The sequence below is a fragment of the Alistipes sp. An31A genome, from assembly GCF_002159425.1.
In the GTDB taxonomy this organism is placed as follows: domain Bacteria; phylum Bacteroidota; class Bacteroidia; order Bacteroidales; family Rikenellaceae; genus Alistipes; species Alistipes excrementigallinarum.
Genome location: NZ_NFIO01000003.1, coordinates 187879 through 211463, shown reverse-complemented (window position 1 = coordinate 211463; position 23585 = coordinate 187879). Strand labels below are relative to the sequence as shown.

14 protein-coding genes and 1 tRNA gene are annotated in these 23585 nt (G+C 64.2%); 9 read left to right on the top strand and 6 right to left on the bottom strand.

The window, feature by feature from the left end; all coding sequences use genetic code 11:
* Positions 1–80 precede the first annotated feature (80 nt).
* From B5F90_RS04460 to B5F90_RS04450, 3 genes are all read left to right on the top strand, one after another.
* The gene (locus B5F90_RS04460; protein WP_087361601.1) at positions 81–1934 is read left to right on the top strand and encodes a U32 family peptidase; all 1854 of its coding nucleotides are present in this window, start codon (positions 81–83) and stop codon (positions 1932–1934) included.
* On the top strand, positions 1935–5000 hold the full coding sequence (locus B5F90_RS04455) for a glycoside hydrolase family 2 TIM barrel-domain containing protein (protein ID WP_162607748.1): 3066 nt from the start codon (positions 1935–1937) through the stop codon (positions 4998–5000).
* Between the two features lie 83 nt (positions 5001–5083).
* Positions 5084–6055, top strand: a complete 972-nt coding sequence (locus B5F90_RS04450; protein ID WP_087361598.1) for a class I SAM-dependent methyltransferase — start codon at positions 5084–5086, stop codon at positions 6053–6055.
* 110 nt (positions 6056–6165) lie between these two features.
* Here B5F90_RS04450 and B5F90_RS04445 read toward each other — a convergent pair whose 3' ends face one another.
* Genes B5F90_RS04445 through B5F90_RS04435 form a run of 3 tightly spaced genes read right to left on the bottom strand, consistent with a single transcriptional unit; the run spans position 6166 to position 8060 of the window.
* Entirely contained in the window at positions 6166–6738 is a 573-nt protein-coding gene (locus tag B5F90_RS04445) for a chromate transporter (RefSeq protein ID WP_087361597.1), read from the bottom strand.
* Positions 6735–7292 (bottom strand): chromate transporter, encoded by a 558-nt coding sequence (locus B5F90_RS04440; RefSeq protein ID WP_087361595.1) that lies wholly within the window; start codon positions 7290–7292, stop codon positions 6735–6737. The genes B5F90_RS04445 and B5F90_RS04440 overlap by 4 nt, the downstream gene beginning before the upstream one ends.
* Positions 7293–7325: 33 nt before the next feature.
* Positions 7326–8060, bottom strand: a complete 735-nt coding sequence (locus B5F90_RS04435) for a 16S rRNA (uracil(1498)-N(3))-methyltransferase (RefSeq protein WP_087361593.1) — start codon at positions 8058–8060, stop codon at positions 7326–7328.
* 207 nt (positions 8061–8267) lie between these two features.
* Between B5F90_RS04435 and B5F90_RS04430 the strand changes: the two genes are divergently transcribed.
* Both B5F90_RS04430 and B5F90_RS04425 read left to right on the top strand, forming a co-directional pair.
* Positions 8268–10508, top strand: a complete 2241-nt coding sequence (locus B5F90_RS04430) for a M3 family metallopeptidase (RefSeq protein ID WP_239307741.1) — start codon at positions 8268–8270, stop codon at positions 10506–10508.
* 60 nt (positions 10509–10568) lie between these two features.
* Complete coding sequence (locus tag B5F90_RS04425; protein WP_234025700.1) at positions 10569–12677, top strand: M3 family metallopeptidase; 2109 nt, start codon at positions 10569–10571, stop codon at positions 12675–12677.
* Between the two features lie 488 nt (positions 12678–13165).
* Here B5F90_RS04425 and B5F90_RS04420 read toward each other — a convergent pair whose 3' ends face one another.
* Positions 13166–14827 (bottom strand): hypothetical protein, encoded by a 1662-nt coding sequence (locus tag B5F90_RS04420; RefSeq protein ID WP_087361587.1) that lies wholly within the window; start codon positions 14825–14827, stop codon positions 13166–13168.
* 533 nt (positions 14828–15360) lie between these two features.
* A tRNA-Gln gene (locus B5F90_RS04415) sits at positions 15361–15431 on the bottom strand.
* Between the two features lie 139 nt (positions 15432–15570).
* Between B5F90_RS04415 and B5F90_RS04410 the strand changes: the two genes are divergently transcribed.
* From B5F90_RS04410 to B5F90_RS04400, 3 genes are all read left to right on the top strand, one after another.
* Complete coding sequence (locus B5F90_RS04410) at positions 15571–16848, top strand: nucleoside permease (RefSeq protein WP_087361585.1); 1278 nt, start codon at positions 15571–15573, stop codon at positions 16846–16848.
* A gap of 14 nt (positions 16849–16862) precedes the next feature.
* Complete coding sequence (locus tag B5F90_RS04405; protein ID WP_087361583.1) at positions 16863–17717, top strand: nitroreductase family protein; 855 nt, start codon at positions 16863–16865, stop codon at positions 17715–17717.
* 217 nt (positions 17718–17934) lie between these two features.
* The gene (locus B5F90_RS04400) at positions 17935–19227 is read left to right on the top strand and encodes a hypothetical protein (RefSeq protein WP_143256101.1); all 1293 of its coding nucleotides are present in this window, start codon (positions 17935–17937) and stop codon (positions 19225–19227) included.
* 238 nt (positions 19228–19465) lie between these two features.
* Here the strand turns inward: B5F90_RS04400 and B5F90_RS04395 are convergent, their stop codons facing one another.
* The gene (locus tag B5F90_RS04395; protein WP_087361579.1) at positions 19466–22309 is read right to left on the bottom strand and encodes a putative LPS assembly protein LptD; all 2844 of its coding nucleotides are present in this window, start codon (positions 22307–22309) and stop codon (positions 19466–19468) included.
* Between the two features lie 140 nt (positions 22310–22449).
* On the opposite strand from B5F90_RS04395, the gene B5F90_RS04390 reads away from it, so the two are divergent.
* Complete coding sequence (locus B5F90_RS04390; RefSeq protein WP_234025699.1) at positions 22450–23580, top strand: N-acetylmuramoyl-L-alanine amidase; 1131 nt, start codon at positions 22450–22452, stop codon at positions 23578–23580.
* The last annotated feature ends 5 nt before the right edge of the window (positions 23581–23585 follow it).

Sequence of the window (23585 nt, the reverse complement as noted above, 5' to 3'; positions counted from 1 at the left end):
TCCGAAATCGGGCGTGAACCGGAAAAAAAGCGTATCTTTGTTCCCTTGAAGTCATATCCGAAAATCAATCCGAAACCCTCGTGAAAAGCGTTGAACTGCTCGCTCCCGCCCGGGACCTGGAATCCGCCATGGCCGCCGTCGACTACGGCGCCGATGCCGTCTACATCGGCGGCTCGAAATTCGGTGCGCGCCGCGGCGCCTGCAACCCGGTCGAGGAGGTGGCCCGCGCCGTGGAGTACGCCCATCAATACGGCGTGCGCATCCACGCCACGCTCAATACGCTGCTCTTCGACGGGGAGCTGGCCGACGCCGAGGCGGAGGCCCGTGCGCTCATCGCCGCGGGGGTCGACGCCCTCATCGTGCAGGACATGGCGCTGCGGCGCATGGAGCTTCCCGTCGAGCTGCACGCCTCGACCCAGATGTGCAACATGACGCCGGAGCAGGCCCGCTTCCTGGGCGACTGCGGCTTTGCGCGGGTGATTCTCGAACGGGCCCTCTCGCTCGAGGAGATTCGGGCCGTGGCGGCCGCCACGAAGGCCGACGTGGAGTGTTTCGTCCACGGCGCCATCTGCGTGGGGTACAGCGGTCGCTGCTTCCTCTCGCGCTCGATGTCGGAGCGCAGCGGCAACCGCGGCGCCTGCAGCCAGCCCTGCCGGCTGACCTACGATTTGACCGACGGCCGCGGCAGGAGCTACCTGTCGGGCCGTCATCTGCTCTCGGTGCGCGACCTCGACCTTTCGGGGCACATCGGCGAGCTGCTCGACGCCGGGGTCACGTCGTTCAAAATCGAGGGGCGTCTGAAGGATATCAACTACATCCGCAACGTGGTGGCCTACTACCGCCGCGCGGTCGACGAGGCGCTGGCCGCGCGTCCGCAGCTGCGCCGCTCGTCGGTGGGCGTGAGCCGTCCCGACTTCCGTCCCGACCCGGCCAAGAGCTTCACGCGCGGCGCTTCGGAGTACTTCTTCGCCGGCCGGAGCGCCGGTGTGGCGTCGTTCGATACGCCGAAGTCGGTGGGCGAGTACGTGGGGCGCGTCGTCTCGTGCGACGCGCGCAGTTTCCGCCTCGATGGCGACGTTGAGTTGGCACCCGGCGACGGCATCTGCTTCGTGACCGGACGGGGGCCCTCGGGAACCAACGTCAACGCGGTCGAGGGGCGGCGCATCACCCCCAACCGGATGGAGGGCATCCGCCCCGGGGTGGAGCTCTACCGCAACTTCGACCGGCGCTTCAACCTGGTCCTCGAGCGGAGCCGCACGCGCCGCGTCATTCCGGTGACGGCCCGCGTGGAGTTCATGGACGGGGGGCTTCGCCTGAGCTACCGCGACTGCGAGGGGTTCGAGGCTTCGGCCGGGCACGACGGACCCTTCGACGAGGCGCGCGACGTCGCCGCCATGGAGCGGACGCTCCGCACGCAGGCGGCCCGCTGCGGCGACACCATCTTCGAGGTGCGCGACGTGAGCATCGAGGGGCCGGTGCGCTTCGTGCCGGCATCGCTCCTCGGCGAGCTGCGCCGCGAGGCGCTCGACGGGCTGCGCCGCCTCCGCATCGAGGCTCCCCGCACGCACCGCATCCTGCCCGACGACGGCACGGCGCGCTATCCGTCGGATACGTTGACGGCCGAGGAGAACGTCACCAACCACCTGGCCGAAGAGTTTTACCGGGCCCACGGCGTGCGCCGCATCGAGCGCGGCCTCGACCTCGCCCCCTCGACGGCGGGCCATACGGTGATGCGCTCGGCCTACTGCATCCGCCGCGAAATCGGCGAATGCCTGAAGGAGCACCCCCGCCTGCGGGGCGACCTCTATCTGGAGCGGGGCTCGCACCGCTACCGCCTCTGCTTCGACTGCGCGCGGTGCGAGATGAGCCTGGTGGATTGCTCTGCCGAGCGTCCGCGCGACGAGAAGACCGACAAACCGAAACCAAACCGATAAATGAAAAAGAGACTTCTGATGCTTTGGGCGCTGGCGGCCGTGTGCGGCCCCCTCGCCACGGTGGCCCAGACGGGCCGCGAATGGCAGGACCCGGCCGTCAACGAGGTCAACCGTCTGCCGATGCGCGCCTCGTTCGAGGCGGGCGAGCGGATGTCGCTCGACGGCGTATGGCGTTTCCACTGGGTGCGCAACGCCTCGGAGCGCCCCTCGGGTATTGAACGCGCGGATTACGACGACGCCTCGTGGGGGCGGATGCCCGTGCCGGGAATGTGGGAGCTGAACGGCTACGGCGACCCGATTTACGTCAACATCGGCTACGCCTGGCGCGGCAACTTCGTCAACAACCCGCCCGAGGTGCCCGATGCCGAGAACCACGTGGGCTCCTACCGCCGGACCTTCACCCTGCCCGAATCGTGGGCGGGCAAGGATGTCAGCCTGAGCATCGGCTCGGCCACGTCGAATGTCTACGTGTGGCTCAACGGCCGCTTTGTGGGCTACAGCGAGGACAGCAAGCTGTCGGCCGATTTCGATGTGACGAAGTATCTGCGCAAGGGTGAGAACCTGCTGGCGCTGCAGGTTTTCCGCTGGTGCGACGGCACCTACCTCGAGGACCAGGACTTCTGGCGCTTCTCGGGCATTGCGCGCGGCGTCGAGCTGCGTGCCCGCGAGAAGGCGCGCCTCGAGGACCTCTTCGTCACGCCGGAGCTCGACGACGACTACACGGACGCCACGCTGCGGGTGGCGCTGGAGACCACCCCCACGGTGCGCCGCGTGGAGCTGACGCTGCGCGATGCGTCGGGCGTCGCCGTGGCCGAGGGGAGCGCGCAGCCGAAGGGGGGCCGCTCCGAGGTGCGGCTCGCGGTGAAGAACCCCGTCAAGTGGAGCGCCGAGACTCCGTATCTCTATACGCTCGAACTGGCCGTCTCGGACGGCCGTCGGACGACCGAACGGATTGAGCAGCCGGTGGGCTTCCGCCGGGTTGAAATCCGCAACGCGCAGCTGCTCGTCAACGGGCAGCCGGTCCTCATCAAGGGGGCCGACCGCCACGAGATGGACCCGCTGGGCGGATATGTGGTCAGCCGCGAGCGGATGGTGGAGGATATCCGCATCATGAAGCAGCTCAACATCAACGCCGTGCGTACGTGCCACTATCCCGACGACCCCGTCTGGTACGACCTCTGCGACCGCTACGGCATCTACGTGCTCGACGAGGCGAACGTCGAGTCGCACGGCATGGGCTACGGCGAGCAGACGCTGGCCCGCGAGCCGAAGTATGCCCGGATGCACCTGGAGCGCAACCAGCGCATGGCGCGCCGCGACAAGAACCACCCCTCGGTCATCATCTGGTCGATGGGCAACGAGGCGGGCATGGGCCCCAACTTCGAGCGCTGCTACGAGTGGCTCAAGGCCTACGACCCTTCGCGTCCGGTGCACTACGAGCGTGCGGTGGACTACAGCCTCGAGACCCCGTCCGACTTCACCGACATCATCTGCCCGATGTACTGCGACTACCGGTGGTGCGAGCGCTACTGCACGTCGAATCCGACCAAGCCGCTGATTCAGTGCGAATATGCCCATGCGATGGGCAACTCGCTCGGCGGCTTCAAGGAGTACTGGGACCTGGTGCGCAAGTACCCCTCTTACCAGGGCGGTTTCATCTGGGACTTCGTCGACCAGGGCCTTGCGCGCTACGAGCCGAACGGCCGCGTGTCGTTCTGCTACGGCGGCGACTTCAACAACTACGACGCTACGGACAACTCGTTCAACAACAACGGCATCATCGCCGCCGACCGGACGTGGCACCCCCACGCCTACGAGGTGCAGCGCCAGTATCAGTCGATTTGGACCTCGCCCGTCGACCTGTCGAAGGGCGAAGTGGAGGTCTACAACGAGAACTTCTTCATCGGGCTGGAGGATTACGAGCTTGAGTGGAGCCTCAAGGCCGACGGCGCGGTCATCCGTACGGGCCGCATCACGGAGCTCGACGTCGCGCCCCAGTCGCGCCGCGTCTATGCGCTGGGCTTCAACGCCGGGGAGTTCCCCGCCTCCGGCGAGCTGCTGCTTGACGTCGCCTACCGCCTCAAGGTGAAGCAGCCGCTGCTCGACCCGGGCACGGTCGTGGCCCGTCAGCAGCTGGAAATCCGCCCCTACGACTGCGCGGCGGCCTGCGTGCTGCCCAAGAGCGACCGCGGCGTGAAGCTTACGGTCTGGGAGCGCGGCAAGCGCGTCGAGGGCGACAACTGGAGCATCTTCTTCTCGCGCGAGGGCTTCGTCAGCTCCTACTGCGTCGAGGGGCGCGAACTGCTGGCCCGCGACAGCGAGCTGCGGCCCAACTTCTGGCGCGCCCCGACCGAGAACGACCTCGGCGCCGGCCTTCAGTACAAGTACGCCGTCTGGAAAGAGCCCGAGCTGCGCCTCGAGTCGTTCGACGCGACGGTGGAGGAGGGTGTGGCCCGCGTCGAGTGCCGCTATACGATGCCCGCCGTCGGGGCGACGCTCACGATGAGCTACCGCATCAACGGCGAGGGGCGGATGGAGGTGGTCGAGCGGATGGAGGCCGGCCCCCGGGCCGAGGTTCCGAACCTCTTCCGCTTCGGCATGAGCATGGCCCTGCAGCCGCGCTACAACCGCCTGAGCTACTACGGCCGCGGCGCCCATGAGAACTATGCCGACCGCCTCTCGTCGGCCGATATCGGCCTCTACGAGCAGCGGGTCGACGAGCAGTACCACGACGAGTATGTCCGTCCGCAGGAGTCGGGCACGCGGAGCGACCTGCGCCGCTGGGCGGTGCTCGATTCGTCAGGCTCGGGTCTGGAGCTCCGCGCCGAGAAGCCATTCTCGGCCTCGGCGCTGCCCTACGCCACCGCGGAGCTCGACGTGACGAACTTCCCGCCGCAGCGCCACTCGGGCCAGCTGGTCGGCGGTGGTGCCACCTTCGTGAACTTCGACCTGTGCCAGATGGGACTCGGCTGCATCGACAGCTGGGGTGCGCTGCCCATGGAGCAGTACCGCCTGCCCTACGGTGACTACACCTTCCGCTTCATCATGACGCCGGTGCGCAAATAAGAGCTTCGAATCCACGGGAGCGGTGCCCTCCGTACATGTCCGTACCGGGCGGCGGCCGCTCCCTTTTTCCCTTTCCGAAAACCATGCAACGACAACTCACCCCCGATTTCCGGGACTACGAACTCATTGACTCGGGCGCCTTCGAGAAGCTCGAGCGCTTCGGCCGCTTCGTCACGCGCCGTCCCGAACCGCAGGCCATCTGGCATCCGTCGCTTCCCGAGGAGGAGTGGCGGCGCCTGGCCGACGCCTCGTTCCGCCGCGATGCCCGTCAGGAGGAGCGTGGCGAGTGGCGCCTTGCACCGAAGATGCCCGACCGCTGGACGGTGGAGTATGCCTACGGGGCGATGCGGCTGCGCATGCGGCTGGGACTCACCTCGTTCAAGCACGTGGGCCTCTTCCCCGAGCAGGCGACCAACTGGAACTTCATCTACGACTGTTGCCGCACGCGGTGCCGGAGCGGCGCCGTGCCCGCCGAGGAGGGTCGGGCTACCGGAAACGGTCAGGCGGCCGGTGCGGTTTCCGCGGCCGGCGGTGAAGGGGCCGGGGAGCGGCCGCTGCGCGTGCTCAACCTCTTCGCCTATACGGGCGGTGCGACGCTGGCGGCGCGTGCCGCGGGTGCCGAGGTGACGCATGTCGACTCGGTGAAGCAGGTGGTGACGTGGGCCCGCGAGAACATGGAGCTGAGCGGTCTGGACGGGGTGCGCTGGATTGTGGAAGATGCGCTGAAGTTCGTGCAGCGCGAGGTGCGCCGCGGCAACCGCTACGACGGCATCATCCTCGACCCGCCCGCCTATGGCCGCGGCGCGAACGGCGAGAAGTGGATTCTGGAGGACAACATCGGCGAGATGCTCGACTGCTGCGCCCGGCTGCTGGCGCCGGCGCACGCCTTTCTGGTGCTCAACCTCTACTCGATGGGGCTCTCGTCGACGCTGGCCCGCACGGCCGTGCGTCAGGCCTTCGGTGCGCCGCGCGACGAGGAGTGGGGCGAGCTGACCTTCACGGACCGGGGCGGCAAGGAGCTGCCGCTGGGCACCTACTACCGCTTCGTGCGCTGAGCCGCCCCTGAGGGCGGCGTCCCTGCGGAGCGGGACGAAGGAAAAAGAGAGGCTCCTCCCGATGCGTCGGGAGGAGCCTTTTTCGGTGGTATCAGGCGGCGTGCGGCGGCTCAGAAGACGTAGTAAATGAGGATGCCGGCCACGGCCGAGAGGATGATGAGCAGAATGGGGTTCACCTTGCGCAGCGAGCCGATGAAGACGCCGCCGAAGAGCACCCAGCTCCAGGCGTCGATGAAGTTCTGGTCGCCCGGCTCGGAGCTGTGGGGGGCGATGAGCAGCAGGGCGGCCGAGGCAATCATGCCGATGACCACCGGGCGCATCCCCTTCATGGCCCCCTCGACCAGCGGGTTGTTGTGCAGCTTGAGGAAGAAGCGCGTGAGCAGGAGCATGAGCATGAGCGAGGGGAGGCTGACGGCGAAGGTGGCGATGAAGGCGCCGAGCAGTCCGAACCACGGGCTGCCGGCCTCGATGCCCACCGAGTAGCCGACGTAGGTGGCCGAGTTGATGGCGATGGGGCCGGGCGTAATCTGCGAGATGGCCACGATGTCGGCAAATTCGGCGTTGGTGAGCCAGGCGTGCTGGACCACCACCTCGTTCTGGATGAGCGACAGCATGGCGTAGCCGCCGCCGAATCCGAAGAAGCCGATTTTCAGATAGCTGATGAAGAGTTGGAGAAATATCATCGGTCGTTTTGTTTCTTGGCTTTTTTCGAAGTGTAGAGCACCCAGCCGATGCCCGTCAGGGCGGCGGCCAGCAGGATGTAGATGGGCGACCAGCCGAGGTACCAGACGGCCAGCGCCGTGCCGGCGATGACGAAGAGCATCGACCAGTGCATGCCGCGGGCCAGCGAGATGACCGGCCCGATGATGAGGGCCACCACGGCCGGACGCATCCCCTTGAAGGCGGCGTCAACTACCGGATTGTGGCGGACGTCGGCGAAGAGCAGCGCAATGACCAGGATGATGACGAACGAGGGGACGATGATGCCCAGCGTCGTGGCCACGGCGCCGGCGTAGCCGCGCGACTTGTAGCCGATGAAGACCGCCGTGTTGAGGGCGATGGGGCCCGGGACGGTCTGGGCCAGCGTCAGCAGGTCGAGGAATTCGGTGCGGCCGATTTGCCAGTTGGCGTGGCGCTCGACCTCGGCCTGGATGAGCGGAATCATGGCGTAGCCTCCGCCGAAGGTGAACAGGCCGATTCGGAAGAAGCTGCGGAAGAGTTCAAACAGTTCGTGCATGGGGTGTAAGGGTGTTGTTGTCCGCCGGGCGGTCTATTCGTTGTCGGGGGCGGCGAGGTGGTTGACCACCGAGACCATCGTCGTGGCGACGACGGCCGCCGTTTCGGTGCGCAGCCGCTGTTCGCCGAGCGTAATCTCCTCGAAGCCGTGGTCGAGCGCCAGCGCAATCTCGGCCGGGGAGAAGTCCCCCTCGGGACCAATCAGGATGAGTGCATCCTCACCCGCGCGGAGCGTCTGCGCCAGATAGTGCTTGCCGGCGGGCGAGAGGGCCGGGGCGCAGTGGGCGATGAACTTCCGCCCGGCGAAGGGGCGCGTGACCGCCTCGGCGAAGGGGGTGAGGGGGGCCAGCAGGGGGCGGTAGGCCTTGAGCGACTGCTTGAGGGCCGCCGTGATGATTTTCTCGCTGCGCTCGGCCTTGAAGAGGCGGCGCTCGCTGTGCTCAGTCTCAAGCGGCAGAATCGCCGCAATGCCGATTTCGGTCGCCTTTTCGAGGAACCACTCGAAGCGCTCGGTATTCTTGGTCGGGGCGCACGCCACGGTGAGGGCGTAGGGGAGCTTCTCGAATTCGTGCTGCGTCGAGACGACGCGCACGGTGCAGCGCCGGGGGTTGTCGTCGACAATCTCGCAGCAGTAGAGCTCACCCCGCCCGTCGGTGATGTGGAGCCGGTCGCCGCATGCGAGGCGGAGCACCCGCACGCAGTGTTTCGACTCCTCCTCGCTCAGCGTGTGGAGCGGCGGAGTGATGTCGGGAGCGTAGAAGAGTTGCATGTCTGGTTGTTCGGTATGGTCTGTCTGCCGCGCGGCGGGGTGGGGCCGCACGGCTGCGGCGCGGGGCTTTTTCCGCCCGCAGGGGGAGCCGTGCAGGCGCTCCGGAGTTGCATAATCGGTATAAATGATTATCTTTGCGGAGGCAACGCTCCGCCCGGGGCCGCGCCGCTGCAAAGTTAAGTAAAATTTACAGGAATTTCACCGACGATGAAACGTTTTACGGGACTGTTACTGATGAGTACCTTTTTCATGACGCTCGCCTCATGCGGCTCTTCGAAGCAGAGCGGCGAGAATCCCTTCTTCACCGAGTGGGAAACCCCCTACGGGACGCCTCCCTTCGATAAAATCCGCTCCGAGCACTTCATGCCGGCCTTCGAGCGGGGCATGTCGCTGCACGATGCCGAGATTGCCGCCATCGTGGAGAACAACGACGAGCCGACCTTCGAGAACGTGATTCTGGCCTACGACAACTCGGGCCAGATGCTGGCGCAGACGCGGCTGGTCTTCGAGATGCTCTGCGGCGCCGAGACCAACGAGCGGATGCAGGCCATCCAGGAGGAGGCGCTGCCGCTGCTCTCGGCCCACAACGACCGGATTCTGCTCAACGAGCAGCTCTTCGCCCGCGTCAAGGCGGTCTATGACCGGCGCGCCGAGCTCGGCCTCGACGCCGAGCAGAGCCGCCTGCTGCAGAAGACCTACGACCGCTTCGTGCGCAGCGGCGCGCTGCTCGACCCGGCCCAGAAGAAGCGGCTCCAGGAGATTAACGAGGAGTTGACGCGCGTGGCCGTCCGCTTCGGCAGCAACCTGCTGGCGGAGAACAACAACTTCGTGCTCGAGATTTCGGACGAGGCCGACCTCGACGGACTGCCCGCCGGCGTGCGCGACGCCGCGCGCGAGAAGGCCGACGAGCTGGGCCGCGGCGGCAAGTGGGTCTTCACGCTCCACAAGCCGAGCCTCATCCCCTTCCTCACCTATTCGTCGAAGCGGGCGCTGCGCGAGGAGCTCTACAAGGCCTACCTGAACCGCTGCAACCACGGCGACCAGTACGACAACAAGCAGCTTATCAACGACTTCATCCGCCTGCGTACGGAGAAGGCCCACCTGCTGGGCTACCCCTCCTATGCGGCCTATGTCGTGGCGGACGAGATGGCCGGCACGGTGTCGAACGTCTACTCGCTGCTCGACCAGGTGTGGGAGCCCGCCCTGAAGCGCGCCTCCGAGGAGCTGGCCGAGATGACCGAACTGCTGCACGAGGATTTGCCCGGCGCGACCTTCGAGTCGTGGGACTGGTGGTACTATGCCGAGAAGCTGCGCAAGAAGAACTACTCGCTCGACGAGGAGATGCTGCGCCCCTACTTCTCGCTCGACAACGTGCAGAGCGGCGTCTTCTTCCTGGCCAACCGCCTCTACGGCATCACCTTCCGGCCGATTGCCGCCCCCGTCTACCACGAGGAGGTGCGCGCCTACGAGGTGCTCGACCAGGACGAAACCCATCTGGGCGTGCTCTACTTCGACTACTTCCCCCGTCCGGGCAAGAGCCAGGGGGCATGGTGCGGCAACTACGTCGAGCAGGTCTACCGTGACGGCAAGCGCGTGGCTCCCGTGCTGAGCATCGTCTGCAACTTCACCCGCCCGACCGGCTCGACTCCGGCGCTGCTGACCCTCGACGAGACCAAGACGCTCTTCCACGAGTTCGGCCATGCGCTCCACTTCCTTTTCCACGACGTGAAGTACCGCGGCCTGTCGGAGGTCGAGGGCGATTTCGTCGAGCTTCCGTCGCAGATTATGGAGAACTGGGTCACCGAGCCCGAGATGCTCCGCCAGTTCGCCGTCCACTACCGCACGGACGACGTGATTCCCCAGCACCTGATTGACCGCATCCGCCGCAGCGAATACTTCAACCAGGGCTTCAACACCACCGAGCTGGTGGCCGCCGCCCTGACCGACATGGACATCCACTCCATCGAGAAGTACGAGCCGTTCGACGTCGAGGCCTTCGAGCACGACGCCCTGCGCGTGCGCCGCAACCTGATGCCTCAAATCGAGCCGCGCTACCGCTATCCCTACTTCAGCCACATCTTCGACGGCGGCTATTCGGCCGGCTACTACTTCTACATCTGGGCCGAGGTGCTCGACAAGGATGCCTTCCAGGCCTTCAAGCAGAGCGGCGACCTCTTCAACCGGCGTCTGGCCGAGCGCTTCCGCCGCCAGCTGCTCGCACGCGGCGGCTCGGAGGACGGCATGAGCCTCTACCGCGCCTTCCGCGACGCCGACCCCGACAAGACGGCGCTGCTCGTGGCCCGCGGCTTCATCGAACCGCCCCAGACGGCCGACAGCGTGGCGATGCCCGACGCCCCGGCGCATCCCGTTGCCGGCAGCGTCGATTCGCTCGGCGCCCGGCCCCGCCCCACGCAGGCGGCGCGTCTCAAGACCACGCTCAAAAAGTAATGCAACCCAATCGGAAAGAACCCTAACCCAGGAACGTTTATGAAAAAAGCACTTCTAATCATGGCAATCTCCGCAATGACGGCGGGCTGCGCCGACAATTCGCTCCCCAAGGCACAGCTGCCCGAGCTCGACAAGACCAATCCGCTGCTGGTCGAGTGGGATACCCCCTACGCCACGCCGCCCTTCTCGAAAATCGAGCTCAAACACTATGAACCGGCCTTCGATGCCGCCATCGCCTGCTCGCGGGCCGAAATCGAGGCGATTGTGAACAACCCCGCCAAACCCACCTTCAAGAATACGGTCGTGGCGCTCGAGCGTCAGGGCGCGCTGCTCAACCGCATCTCGGGTGTCTTCTACAACCTGCTGAGCTCCAACACTTCGGAGGAGATGCAGCGCATCGCCGCCGAGGTGCAGCCCCGTCTGACGGCGCTCCAGAACGACATCGCGCTCAACCCCGAGCTCTTCGCCCGCGTGAAGGCCGTCTACGAGCATCCGGGATGGTTCCTCTCGCAGGAGGACAAGATGCTGCTCGAGAAGAGCTACAAGAGCTTCGCCCGCAACGGCGCGGCGCTCTCCGATGCCGACAAGGAGCTCTACCGCCAGTATTCGACCCAGCTGGCCGGCCTGACGCTCAAGTTCGACCAGAACGAGCTGGCCGCCACCAACGCCTTCGAGCTCAACATCACCGACCCGAAGGCCGTTGCCGAACTTCCCGAGTTTGTCCGCGAGGGGCTGGCCGCCGAGGCCAAGGCCCGCGGTCAGAAGGGGTGGACCGTGACGCTCCATGCGCCGAGCTACGTCCCCTTCCTCACCTACTCGTCGAACCGCGAGCTGAAGGAGCAGCTCTGGCGCGCCTACAATTCGCGTGCGCTCGGCGGTGAGTTCGACAACTGCGAGGTGCTGAAGCAGATTGCCAACCTGCGTCTGAAAATCGCCAACCTGCTCGGCTACGAGACCTATGCCGACTACGTGCTCGAGGAGCGCATGGCCGGGAATACGCAGACGGTCAACTCCTTCCTCGACGAGCTGCTGGAGGCCACGAAGTCCTACGCCGACCAGGACTACGCCACGCTGAACGCCTATGCCGCCTCGCAGGGGCTCGAGGGTGAGCTGATGCCCTGGGACTGGGCCTACTACAGCGAGAAGTACAAGAACGAGAAGTATGCCCTGAGCGACGAGATGGTGAAGCCCTACTTCAAGCTCGAGAACGTGAAGAAGGGTGTCTTCCTGTTGGCCAACAAGCTCTACGGGCTCAACTTTACGCCCAACGAGCAGGTCGAGGTCTACCACCCCGACGTGACGGCCTACGACGTGACCGACGAGCAGGGCAACTTCCTGGCGGTGCTCTACCTCGACTTCTTCCCCCGCGCCTCGAAGAACTCGGGCGCCTGGATGACCGAATACCGCGGTACGAAGGTGGTCGACGGCAAAGAGACCCGCCCGCTGGTGTCGCTGGTGATGAACTTCACGAAGCCCACCGAGACGAAGCCCTCGCTGCTGACCTTTGACGAAGTGGAGACCTTCCTCCACGAGTTCGGCCACGCGCTGCACGGCATGCTGGGCAAGGGTACCTACGAGTCGCTCACCGGCACGAACGTCTACCGCGATTTCGTCGAGCTCCCGTCGCAGATTATGGAGAACTGGGCCACCGAGAAGGAGTTCCTCGACCTGTGGGCCGTCCACTACGAGACGGGCGAGCCGATGCCCGCCGAGCTGGTCGAGCGCATCGTGGCGGCGCAGAACTACCTGGCGGCCTACGCCAACGTGCGCCAGCTCTCGTTCGGCATGACCGACATGGCATGGCATACGCTCAAGCAGCCCTACGAGGGTGATGTAGAGCAGTTCGAGGTGAAGGCGATGGCCCCCACGCAGGTGCTGCCCGTCGTTGCCGGTACGGCCATGTCGCCCGCCTTCGGCCACATCTTCGCCGGCGGCTATGCGGCCGGATACTACGGCTACAAGTGGGCCGAGGTGCTCGAGGCCGACGCCTTCTCGCTCTTCAAGGAGAAGGGCATCTTCAACCGCGAGGTTGCCGACTCGTTCCGCGAGAACATCCTCTCGAAGGGCGGTACGGAGCCCCCGATGACCCTCTACGTCAAGTTCCGCGGCCACAAGCCCGAGACCAAGGCGCTGATTGAGAAGATGGGTCTGGGCAGCGACCAGAAGTAGCCGTATGTCGGAACCCTGCGGGCCGCACCGTGTGCGGCGTCCGTTACGGGCGGCCACCCTTCGGGGTGGCTGCCCTTTTTTTGCGACAGAGGAGAGGGGGAGCGGTGCGTTCGGGCGGTGTGTTCAGGCGGTGCGATGCCTGGCCCGCGTCGGATTTTCGCGTCGGATTTCTGCGCCCGATTCCGGTGTGCATATCCGCCTCTATTGCGGTCCGCGTTTCGGTGTGCATTGGCCTGTGTTCTGGCCTGCGTCTCGGTCCGCGTTTCGGTGTGAATTCCAGTGCGCGTTCCGGCCCAACTTCCTTCCTGCCTGTGAAGCTGCGCTTCGGGGCTTGCTGTGGAAGAAGGCGTCGAGGCGAGAAGTGGGGTGGTGCTTTTGCGGCACAAGGCCTCTCCAAAAAAAGACCGCCTCCCGGAGGGGAAGCGGTCTTGTGCGTTGAAGTGCCGGAATCGGCGGGTTGTACCTCGCGTGCTGTCACGCAGGCTCTGTTATCGGAGCTTGTTGACCAGCTGCTGCACGAGGGGCCGCGTGGCAAGCGGTCTGGAGGCAGGACGGGCCGAACCGGTCAGCTCGCTCACGGGCGATGCTCCGTCGAGGCTGACGGTAAGGCTCTTGCGGAAGACGGGTCCGAAGTTCCCGGCGGCATCCTTCGCCACGGCGAGGAAGTAGACCTCGGTATCCCACGCGACGGCGTAATGGGGCGTCTCGACCCCTTCGGTCCCCTGCTTGACGAGAATCGAACGCAGTACCGTGTCGGTGTAGGTCTCCGTGTCCATGAGGTTGGTCGAGGTGTAGATGGTGTACCACGTCGTGGCGTCGGCCGAACGCTCCACGGTGGCCGGGACGTAGGCCTTGCCGTTGTAGCTGGCGTAGAGGTTCTGGTCGAGCTTGTAGAGCTCGCTGCCGTCGTAGTACTTGTCGAAGACGAGGGTGGCCGTGGCCGTCGAGACCACCTCCTCTTTGGTGGTGAACGACTCGCTCAGCGCCGGGTCGGCCGTCGGGTTGCCCGAAGCGTCGACGCAGATGGCCCAGATGTAGTAGGTCGTGCTGGGCAGCAGCGACTCGTAGCCGAAGTTGCTCTCTCCGCGCACGCCGCAGACCGCAACGACATCCTCGCGCGTGGGGAACGACGTGCTGATTTGGCTCTCGATGTAGTTGTTCAGGTATTTGCGCAGGCCGTCGTTGTTCTGGCCGTAGCTCTTGTAGTTCGCCTCGGTGATGACGTCCCAGACGTAGAACACGCTGGCGTCCGAGGGGTGCACCGTGATGTTGGCGCCGTTGGCGGTGACGTCGGCGATGTCGAACGTGAAGGAGTTCTGCGTCGGGTCGCCCGCAGCGGCCGACTTGAACTTCATCTTGGCGAGCTTGGTCGATGCGCTGTTCGTTGCCTCGTTGTAGCCGAAGGCCGAGACGTAGTACTCGGTGTCGGGCTGCAGCGAGCCGAAGTCGACACCCGAAGAGATGGTCTTCTCGCCCTGATAGGTGAAGAGGAAGGCCATGGCGCCTCCGTAGAGCTTCAGCAGCTCCTCGACGAGCTTCTCGTCGCCCATCTGGTCGACCGAAGCGGCATCGCGCACGTCGATGAAGTAGGACATCGAGGCGTCGAGCGGCTTGACGAGGATGGAGGCGCTGTTGAAGGTGACCTCCTTGACCTCGAACGAGAAGGGCTCGGGTTCGGCCGAAGTCTCCACCTCAAAGGGTTCGCTCAGCGCGAAGTCTCCCGTGAAGCCTGCCGTGGCGTCGTGGCCGGCCACCAGAATGCGGTACTTGGTGGCGGGGGTGAGCTCACGCGCAAGGGTGAACTCCCCGGTGCCGGTGTGCAGGAGCGACGCTTCGGCCTCGAGCCCCTTGATGAAGGCGCGCAGGGCATCGTCGGAGAGTTCCTCGAAGGTCGACGCCTCGAAGAGGTTGCAGTAGTACGACGCCTGCTCGTCCGACGGGGTGACCTTGAGCGAGACACCCTGCTGGTCGTAGCTGCCGAGCGTGATGGCGAAGGTGACGGCCGTCGGGGTGTCGGGGTCCGGGTCGGGTTTGGGGGTGGGAGTGGGGGAGTCGGTCTTCGAGTCGCTGCATCCGGTCAGGAGCGAAACGGCGGCGAAGCCGGCAAATAGCCCTTGCAGCAGGGCATGGAAGAAGCGGTGCTGTTTCATAGCGGGTTGATTTTGATGATTTGTTCGTGCTAAATGTAGTAAAAAAAGGTTTACTCTGCATCTTTCGGAGTAAAAAAGTACATTTTCGGCACATTTTCCCGACATCGGGTGCAGAATGGTTCGTTTTGGAGCCTTGTTTGCGGAGCGGGCCGGTGTCGGAGCGGGCCGGGAAGTCGAAGTGCGCAGGGATGTCGAAGCGGGCCGGGAAGTCGAAGTGTGCCGGGCCAGCAGAGCGTGCAGGGGTAACGGAGCGGCGCTTCGTTCGGGGCGGGCGCACCCTCTGCGGCGGAAGATGCGGCTGCGCTCTTATAAATAGGTGAGGGTTGAACGACGGTCGGGAGGTTGTCGGTGGTGGGGCAAAGGTTCGCGAAAGGCTTGCGCCTCGCCGTGGAGCAGCGGGGCCGCGCGGTCAACGGTCAATCGGCAGGAGCGTGGTGCGGGGGGGCGTCCCGAGCATCTGTAACGCCGGGTCGGTCGGGGTTTGCGACGGCTCCGGGGAAAAAGAAAACCGCTCCTGAAGAGGAGCGGTTTTGTTGAGCTACCTGGATTCGAACCAAGAATAACAGGACCAGAATCTGTTGTGTTACCATTACACCATAGCTCAATGACGTTTTGGTGATGCAAAAGTAGATATTTATTTTGCAAATGCAAAGAAAATCGCAAAAAAAATGTATTTTTGTTTAAACTTTTTTTGGACGACAAACCGACACAAAACGCAAATGTAACCTTAAACCGTTGTTTTTATGGGAATTAAATTCCGCCTTACCGTAATGAACTTTCTCCAGTACGCCATCTGGGGAGCCTACCTGACCTCCATGGGGTCGTACCTCGTCGGCGTGGGACTGGCCTCGCATATCGGAATCTTCTATGCCATGCAGGGCATCGTGTCGCTCTTCATGCCCGCCATCGTGGGCATCATTGCCGACCGCTGGGTGCCGGCGCAGCGGCTGCTGGGCATCTGCCACCTGCTGGCTGCGCTCTTCATGGGGGCGGCCGGCTACTACGCCCTGGCTACGGGCGAAGGGGTCTCGTTCGGCGTGCTCTTCACGCTCTACTCGCTCAGCGTCGCCTTCTACATGCCCACCATCGCCCTCTCCAACTCGGTGGCCTACTGCGTGCTCGAAGGGTCGGGCTACGATACGGTGAAGTCCTTCCCGCCGATTCGCGTGTGGGGTACCGTGGGCTTCATCTGCTCGATGCTCGTGTGCGACGCGGCGGGCTTCCAGACCACCTACATGCAGTTCGTGCAGTGCGCCGTGCTGGGGCTGGTGCTGGGTGTCTACGCCATGACGCTCCCCTCGTGCCCGGTCAGCCGCGGCGGCGAGCGCAAGAGCCTGGTCGAGGCGCTTGGCCTGCGCGCCTTCACGCTCTTCAAGCAGCGCAAGATGGCGCTCTTCTTCATCTTCTCGATGCTGCTGGGTGTCTCGCTCCAGATAACCAACGGCTTTGCCAACCCCTTCATCACCAGCTTCCGTGACATTCCGCAGTTTGCCTCGACCTTCGGCGCGAACCACGCCAATGCGCTCATCTCGCTCTCGCAGGTCTCGGAGACGCTCTGCATTCTGCTCATTCCCTTCTTCCTCAAGCGGTTCGGAATCAAGAACGTAATGCTTATGGCGATGCTGGCCTGGGTGCTGCGCTTCGGCCTGTTCGGACTGGGCAATCCCGGTCCCGGTGTCTGGATGTTCATCCTCTCGATGATTGTCTACGGCGTGGCGTTCGACTTCTTCAACATTTCGGGCTCGCTTTTTGTAAACAAGGAGACCGACGTCGCCATCCGTTCGAGCGCCCAGGGGCTCTTCATGATTATGACCAACGGCATCGGCGCCACCATCGGCACGCTCGGAGCGCAGGCAGTGGTCAACCGCTTCGTCTATTCGCAGACGGATGCCGAGGCAATGGTGGCCGGCTGGTCGACCTCGTGGCTCATCTTTGCGGGCTATGCACTGGTCGTGGCGCTGGTCTTCGCGCTGGTCTTCCGCTACCGGCATGACCCGAAGACGGTAGGCGACGTGCGGTAAAACAAACGACGACAATGAGAATTGAGATTAGTGACAAGTGCATCCGGTGCGGCCGCTGCGTGCGGGTCTGCCCCTTCGAGATTCTGGAGCAGGAGAAGCCCGGTATGCCGGTTACGGTGCAGCGGCCAGACCGCTGCATCGGCTGCGGCCACTGCGTGGCGGTCTGCCCCGCGTCGGCCATCGACCATGAGCTCTTCCCGGCCGGGACAATCCATCCGCTCGACCGCGCGGCGCTGCCGTCGGCCGATGCGGTCGAACTGCTGATCCGGGCACGCCGCTCGAATCGGGCGCTGACCGACATGCCCGTGCCCGAGGAGGCGTTGCGGCGGATTGTCGCCGCGGCGGACTGCGCCCCGACGGCCTCCAACGCCCGCGAACTGGGCTATACGCTGGTGACCGACCCCGCGAAGCTGCGCGCCGTGACGGAGTTCACGCTCGGAGTCTTCGACCGTACGGCGCGGCTGCTGTCGCATCCGCTCATGCGCCCCTTCGTGCGCTTCCTGATGCCCGACGCCGCGCGCTATCTGCCCGCCTTCCGCCGCATGAAGCAGCAGTATGCAGAGGGGCGCGACCCCATCCTGCGGGGTGCGACGGCCGTGCTCTTCATCCACGCTCCGCTCAAGAGCCGCTTTGCGGTCGAGGATTCCAATCTGGCCTGCCAGAACGCCTCGCTCATGGCCGAGGCGCTGGGTGTGAGTCAGATATACATGGGCTTCGTGCTGGTGGCCGGACGCCGCCAGAAGGGGGCGCTGGAGCAGCTTCTGGGTCTTGACGGGCGCCGCGTCTGCGCCGTGCTGGCGCTCGGCATGCCCGCCTTCCGGTTTGCCAATACGTTCGAGCGCAAGGCCTCGCCCGTAACGCGTCTTTGAATCGGCGGGCGGACGGGCGGATTGCCCTCTGTCTTGAAAGGCAGGGGATGGCTGCAAAAGCGGCCATCCCCTTACTTTTTTACCTGTTTTGGTCGATTTTTCCGATGATTTGTCCTATTTTTGTCTCCATCAGACCGCCCTTGATATCACTCGGTGCACGCTGCCGGGCCGTTGTCGGGGACGGCCGGTTTTTTTATTCATCCTGTTAAAAGTTTCAATGCTTATAGAAAATCTGGTTAATGGTTGGTTCAAGGTTTGGGTAGTGGCTGTATTGCTGTTCGGCACCGTCGCCTGCGACTCCTCCGACGGGGAGGGTAATCTGTCGCTGGCGGCTCCCGCCATCGGGCAGAGCGAGGAGCGCTCCACGGAGCCCGTGTTGCTCGCCTTCGGGTGGTCGGCCGTGGAGGATGCCGCCGAGTATGCCTACCGCCTCGACGAGGTGGTGGGCGAGGAGCTCCACCCTCTGTTGTCGGGCAAGACTGCCGCAACGTCGGTCGAGCTGGGCGGCGAGCGCGGACGTACGCTCTCGCTCGGTACGACCTACCGCTTCTCCGTGCAGGCGCTGCCCGCCGAGGGTGTGACGCTCTCGGCTTCGGCCTTCGCCAGCGTCGACATCACGACGAGCGAGGCGCCGATTGCCCTGACGGTCGAGAACCTCACCTATCGCTCGGCGCGGCTGCGGGTCGAGCCCAAGGACGGAGCGTTGCTCTATCAGTTCGCACAGATTCCCGTCGAGAAGTATCTGGCCTACGACTCCGACATGGCCTTCATCGAGGGGTATGATTTCGGCTACTACAAGGCGATGACGGCCGCCATGCCCTGGGTGAAGTGGTACCAGTGGATGGAGGAGGCCTCGAAAACGGGCAACAGCGTCTACGATACGCGCATCCTGAATCCCGGTGTGGACTACATGCTTTATGCCTACGGCGTGGAGTTCGACTCCTCGAACGAGGAGGGGCCCGTACGTGTCACCACGCCGCTCTACATCAAGAACTTCACCACGCCCGAGTGGAAGGCGACGAGCAACTGCACGTTCGACGTTGAGGTGACCGGCCAGGAGCTGGTCGAGGTGACCGATTCCGAGACCGGCGAGCCGTTCAATACGGTTAACGTGACGGTCGAGGTGACCCCCTCGGACGATACCGAACACTACTACGTGGCCTTCCCCCAGAGCGACGTGGTGGCCGACAACGGCGGCGACTACGGCTATGCCTTTGCGCTGGTGCTCTCGATGGAGCAGTACGAGGGTATTTCGAGCTGGTTCGCCCCCGGCATTCTTTCGAAGGGCAAGGCGACCGTCTCGGCCATCGACCACGGCTTCTCCGTTCTGCCCGGGACGAAGTGCTCGGTACTGGTCTTCGGCGTGAGCGAGCTGGGGTTGGTGACCACCGCAATCCAGCGTCTGGACATCGATGCGGTTTCCGAAGGGTCGGCTGCGGGCAGCTCCTCGGGCGTCAAGCTGGGCCGCGGTGCCTTTGCCGGCCATCCGGCAGTCCGGCAGCGGCTCTAATTCCCTGCCTCGGCCCCTACGTGCGGAGAGCTGCCTCCGCGCGCAGGCGGGCCGGAAGATGTAAAAGCGGACACTCCGACGAGTGTCCGCTTTATGTTTTGTGCCGCTGCCTCTCCGGCATCCAGCCGCGCCGGCTTCTGTTCATCTCGCCGGGTTTCTGTCTGTTCGTGTCGGTCCCCGGTTCGTTCCCACCGGGCAACCGTCCGTCCCTGTCGGCTCCTGTCGGCCCCCCCCGGCATCAGTACATGTTGTCGTAGCGGCTCTGGCTCTTGTCGTACTTCAGGTCGGCAAGCGAGGCGGCCTTCACGCCGATGTTGAAGCTCCAGCTGCGGTAGTATCCGAAGGGAATCCACGAGAAGGACATCTGCCAGCAGTGCAGGTCACGCGTGATGGAGACCGACGAGGTGGTGAGCTTGTTGTTGGCAATGTCGTAACCGCCCTGGAACGTGACGCCCATCTTGGGGGTGATGTTGACGCTGCCGTTGAAGCCGATGGTCTGCGAGACGTTGGCCCGGTAGCCCTTGGGCGGATAGTTGCCGTAGGAGACCGAGTAGTTGACCGTATAGTTGAAGCCGAAGTTCCACGGCAGCGAGAAGTCGTAGTAGGTCTGGGCCATGTATTGCCGGCGCAGCACGGGGTCCATCGACCCGTAGGGGTCGTAGAAGGGGTTCATGTACTCGGGCGGGATGCTGGTGATGTCGTTGACGGCCGGTTGCGAGCGGTCGTCACGCGACTTGAAGGTGTAGCCGAACGACCATCCCGTCGAGACGATGCGTCCCGGGAAGAAGAGCTTGTTGTAGCGCCGTCCCTCGGGGGTCACGCGGTAGGGGTCGAGCGTGGCCGAGAGGTTGATGCCGAAGTTGTTGAAGAGCGTCGTACGGAACGAGATGCTGATGTTCGAGAGGTTCATCGAGTCGGCCAGGAAGTTGTACGAACCGCTCAGACGCAGCTCGTCGATGAGCTTGATTTTCTTCACGCCCGAGGTGTCGCGCTTCGAGAGCACCTTCATCTCGAGGTTCTGCGAGAGCGAGAAGGTCATCGCCGCCTGCTGGCCCGAGCTGGGGACGCCGTAGGCGTTGACCGCATAGGGCGAATAGGTGGTGAAGTTGCCCAGCGAGTCGGTCTGCCGCATGCGGTAGTAGCCGTAGCGCGGGTCGCCGAAGTTGGGGGCGTAGGAGAAGCCGATGGAGGGGGTCAGCGTATGGCGGATGGCCTGGAGCTTGCGGTCCTTGCGCTTCTTGGTGAAGTCGTACATGCCGTAGATGGTCGTCGAGGCCGAAACGTTGGCCGTGTAGTTGTAGAGGCGGTAGAATCCGTACTGGGGCGCAAGCGTGTCGGTGCGGTTGGTGACGGGGTTCCACTCATACTCCTGCTTCTTGAAGTACCACTTCTCCGTATAGTTGAACGACGGCGAGATGTTGATGTAGTTGAGCAGGTTGAACGACGCCGAGACGGGAATCGAGTGCTCGATGCCGTTCTTCATGTTGTCGAACGTCTTGCTCGAGAAGAGCTCCGACTCGGTGGCCGAGACCGAGTTGGTCATCTTGCCGGTGTACTGCATCGAAATCTTCTCGTACCAGCGCTCCTTGCCGATGCGCTCCTTGCGCTTGAAGGGGTAGATGCGCGAGACGTTGAAGACCAGCGTGGGGAGCGTGACCGAGATGGTCTTGTTGCTCGAGTTCTGCGAGATGGCCATGTTGGCCGAGAGCGAGAAGGGGGTGCCGGCCCAGTTCTTCGAGTAGGAAATCGAGGAGTTGGTCTGCGTGGCAAGAATGTCGTTGAGGTTGGTGGCCGCATAGCGGTTGTAGCCGCTCGTGCGGAAGTTCACCGAGGCCGAGAAGGTCGAACCGGGGTTGGCCTTGGCATCCTGCGAGTGGGTCCACTGGATGCTGAAGTCGCTGCTCTTGGTGTAGTCGGGTTCGCCCTTCTCGCCGATTTTGTTGTTCGAGTATTGGACGTTGAAGCTGCCGCTGTACTTGTAGCGCTTGATGTAGCGCGCCGCGGCCGAGGCCTCCCACGAGCCGAGCGTATAGAAACCGCCGCGCACGGCCAGGTCGGCGTGGTCGCCCAGCGTGAAGTAGTAGCCCATGTCGCGCATGTAGAAGCCCTTGGTGGCCACCTCGCCGTAGGTGGGCATCAGCAGACCCGACTTCGGGCCGCTGCTGATAGGGAAGAAGCCTTCGGGGATGCCGAGGAAGTAAATCGGCACATCCTCCATGACGAGGTAGGCCGGACCGGTGACCACCTTCTTGCCGGGAATCACCTTCGCCTTGGTCATTGCCAGATAGAAGTGCGGGTGGTCCGTATTTTCGCAGGTGGTGTATTTGCCGTTTTCGATGTTGATGGTGTTGTCGGGCATCTTCTTCACACTGCCGCCCACCAGCCAGCCGTCGCCCTGCTGCGTGGCCACGCCCTTGATTTTGGCCTTCTTCGTGTCGATGTTGTAGACAATCGTGTCCATCGCGTAGGACTCGCTGCCCTCCGAAAACTCGGGCTTGGTGACCGTGGGTTTCCCCTCGACCGTGTCGGCCTTGCCGTATGCGTAAATCAGCTTGTTGTCCATGTTGATGCGCATGAAGTCGGCCTTCAGGCTGCTGTTCTGGTAGGAGACGCTGCCTTCGTTGTAGACGTAGACCGTCTTGTTGCGCACGTCGTAGACCAGCGAGTCGGTGTTCTGGCCCGAGATGATGTCTTCGAGAAAGGCGCCCCCCTTCTTGCCGCCCTTGCGCTTCGATGAGTCGCGCTGCGGGGCCGCGCTCTTCTGCTCGACAAGCGAGTCGACCGAGGCACTGAAGAGCGAGTCGCGCTCCTGCTGGGGCAGCGAATCGAAGGCGGCGCGGCGGCGCTCCGCTTCGCGGGCCTCGCGCTGCTGGCGGCGCCGCTCGCGGCGGCTCAGCGGCTCTTCGGGGGTTGCGGTCTCCTGGCGGGCGATGGCTTCGCGGGCCGAGTCGGAGGCAGGGTTCAGGGTATCACGCAACGGGGCCGCTCCCGCAGCAGGAGAGGCCGGAAAGCCGAAGACCAGCTGCGCGAAGAGCAGGACGACGGCTGCCGAGACGAGATATTTTACCCGGAATTTCTCCAAATTTTCAAAAAATTACGTACCTTTGCCGACAAGTCGGCAAAACACCTCCGAGGGGTGTCCTTCGCTCTGCCGGGAGGCATTTTCGGGGCGCGACAAAGATAGGTAAAAATTTACAGAAAGCTAACAATTCACCTCACAATATGCGGGGAAGATTTCTTGCAGCAGTGGCCTTTGCGCTGTGCGCCGTTCTTATGAACGGTGCGCAGGCGGAAAATATTGCGCCGGGGCTCAAGGTCATCGTGCTCGATGCGGGCCATGGCGGCAAGTTCCCCGGGGCGCACTACGGCAAGGTCTACGAGAAGGACCTCACGCTGGCGGTGGTGCTCCGTCTGGGGCGGCTCATCGAGCAGGGGATGCCCGGGGTGAAGGTGGTCTATACGCGCAAGACGGACAAGGAGCTGGGCGCTACGCTGCTCGACGACCTGCAGGCGCGGGCCGACATTGCCAACGGCGCCGGCGGCGAGCTCTTCGTCTCGGTGCACGTCAATGCGGCGGCGGCAACCTCGGCGCGCGGTGTCGAGACGCTCATCATGGGCGAGACGCCCAAGGAGCAGCGCTACAACGAGAACGCCCTCTACGAGAGCAACCGCGAGGACCTCATCGACATGTCGGACGAGCGGACGGCGGCCATCGTGCGGGCCTACATCCAGAACCTGCAGTTCACCTACGGCGAGTACAGCATGGCGATGGCCCGCTGCATCCAGAGCCGCTACGGCAAGGCGGGACGCCACCTGCGGGGCATCAAGCCCCAGCTGCTGCGCGTGCTCTACGCCACCGACATGCCGGGCGTGCTGACCGAAATCGGCTTCATGTCCAACCCCCAGGAGATGGCCTACATGAAGTCCGAGAAGGGACAGGCCGAAATCGCCCGCTCGCTCTACAACGCCGTGCGCGACTACGACGCCTACCTGCGCGGCACGCAGCTTCCGGAGCTCGACGAGGCCGATGCGGAGGAGGAGCCGGCGCCCGAGACCGTTCAGGCGGCCGGGGAGCGGAAGAGCGGCTCCGAGGCTGCGCAGCGTGCCGATACGGAGGTGCGCTACGCGGTGCAGGTGCTTGCGAGCCCCCGGCAGGTTGCCCTCTCCTCGTCGCAGTTCGGCAAGTACCGCAACAAGGTGAAGCAGTACGATGCGGAGGGGAGCTTCCGCTACAAATATTGTGTGGGGGAGTACCGCACCCAGGAGGAGGCCCGCAAGGCGCTCCGCGAGGTGCGCCGCAGCTTCCCCGATGCCTTCGTGGTGCGTTGCAGCGGGGGCCGGATTGTCAAATAAAGCAT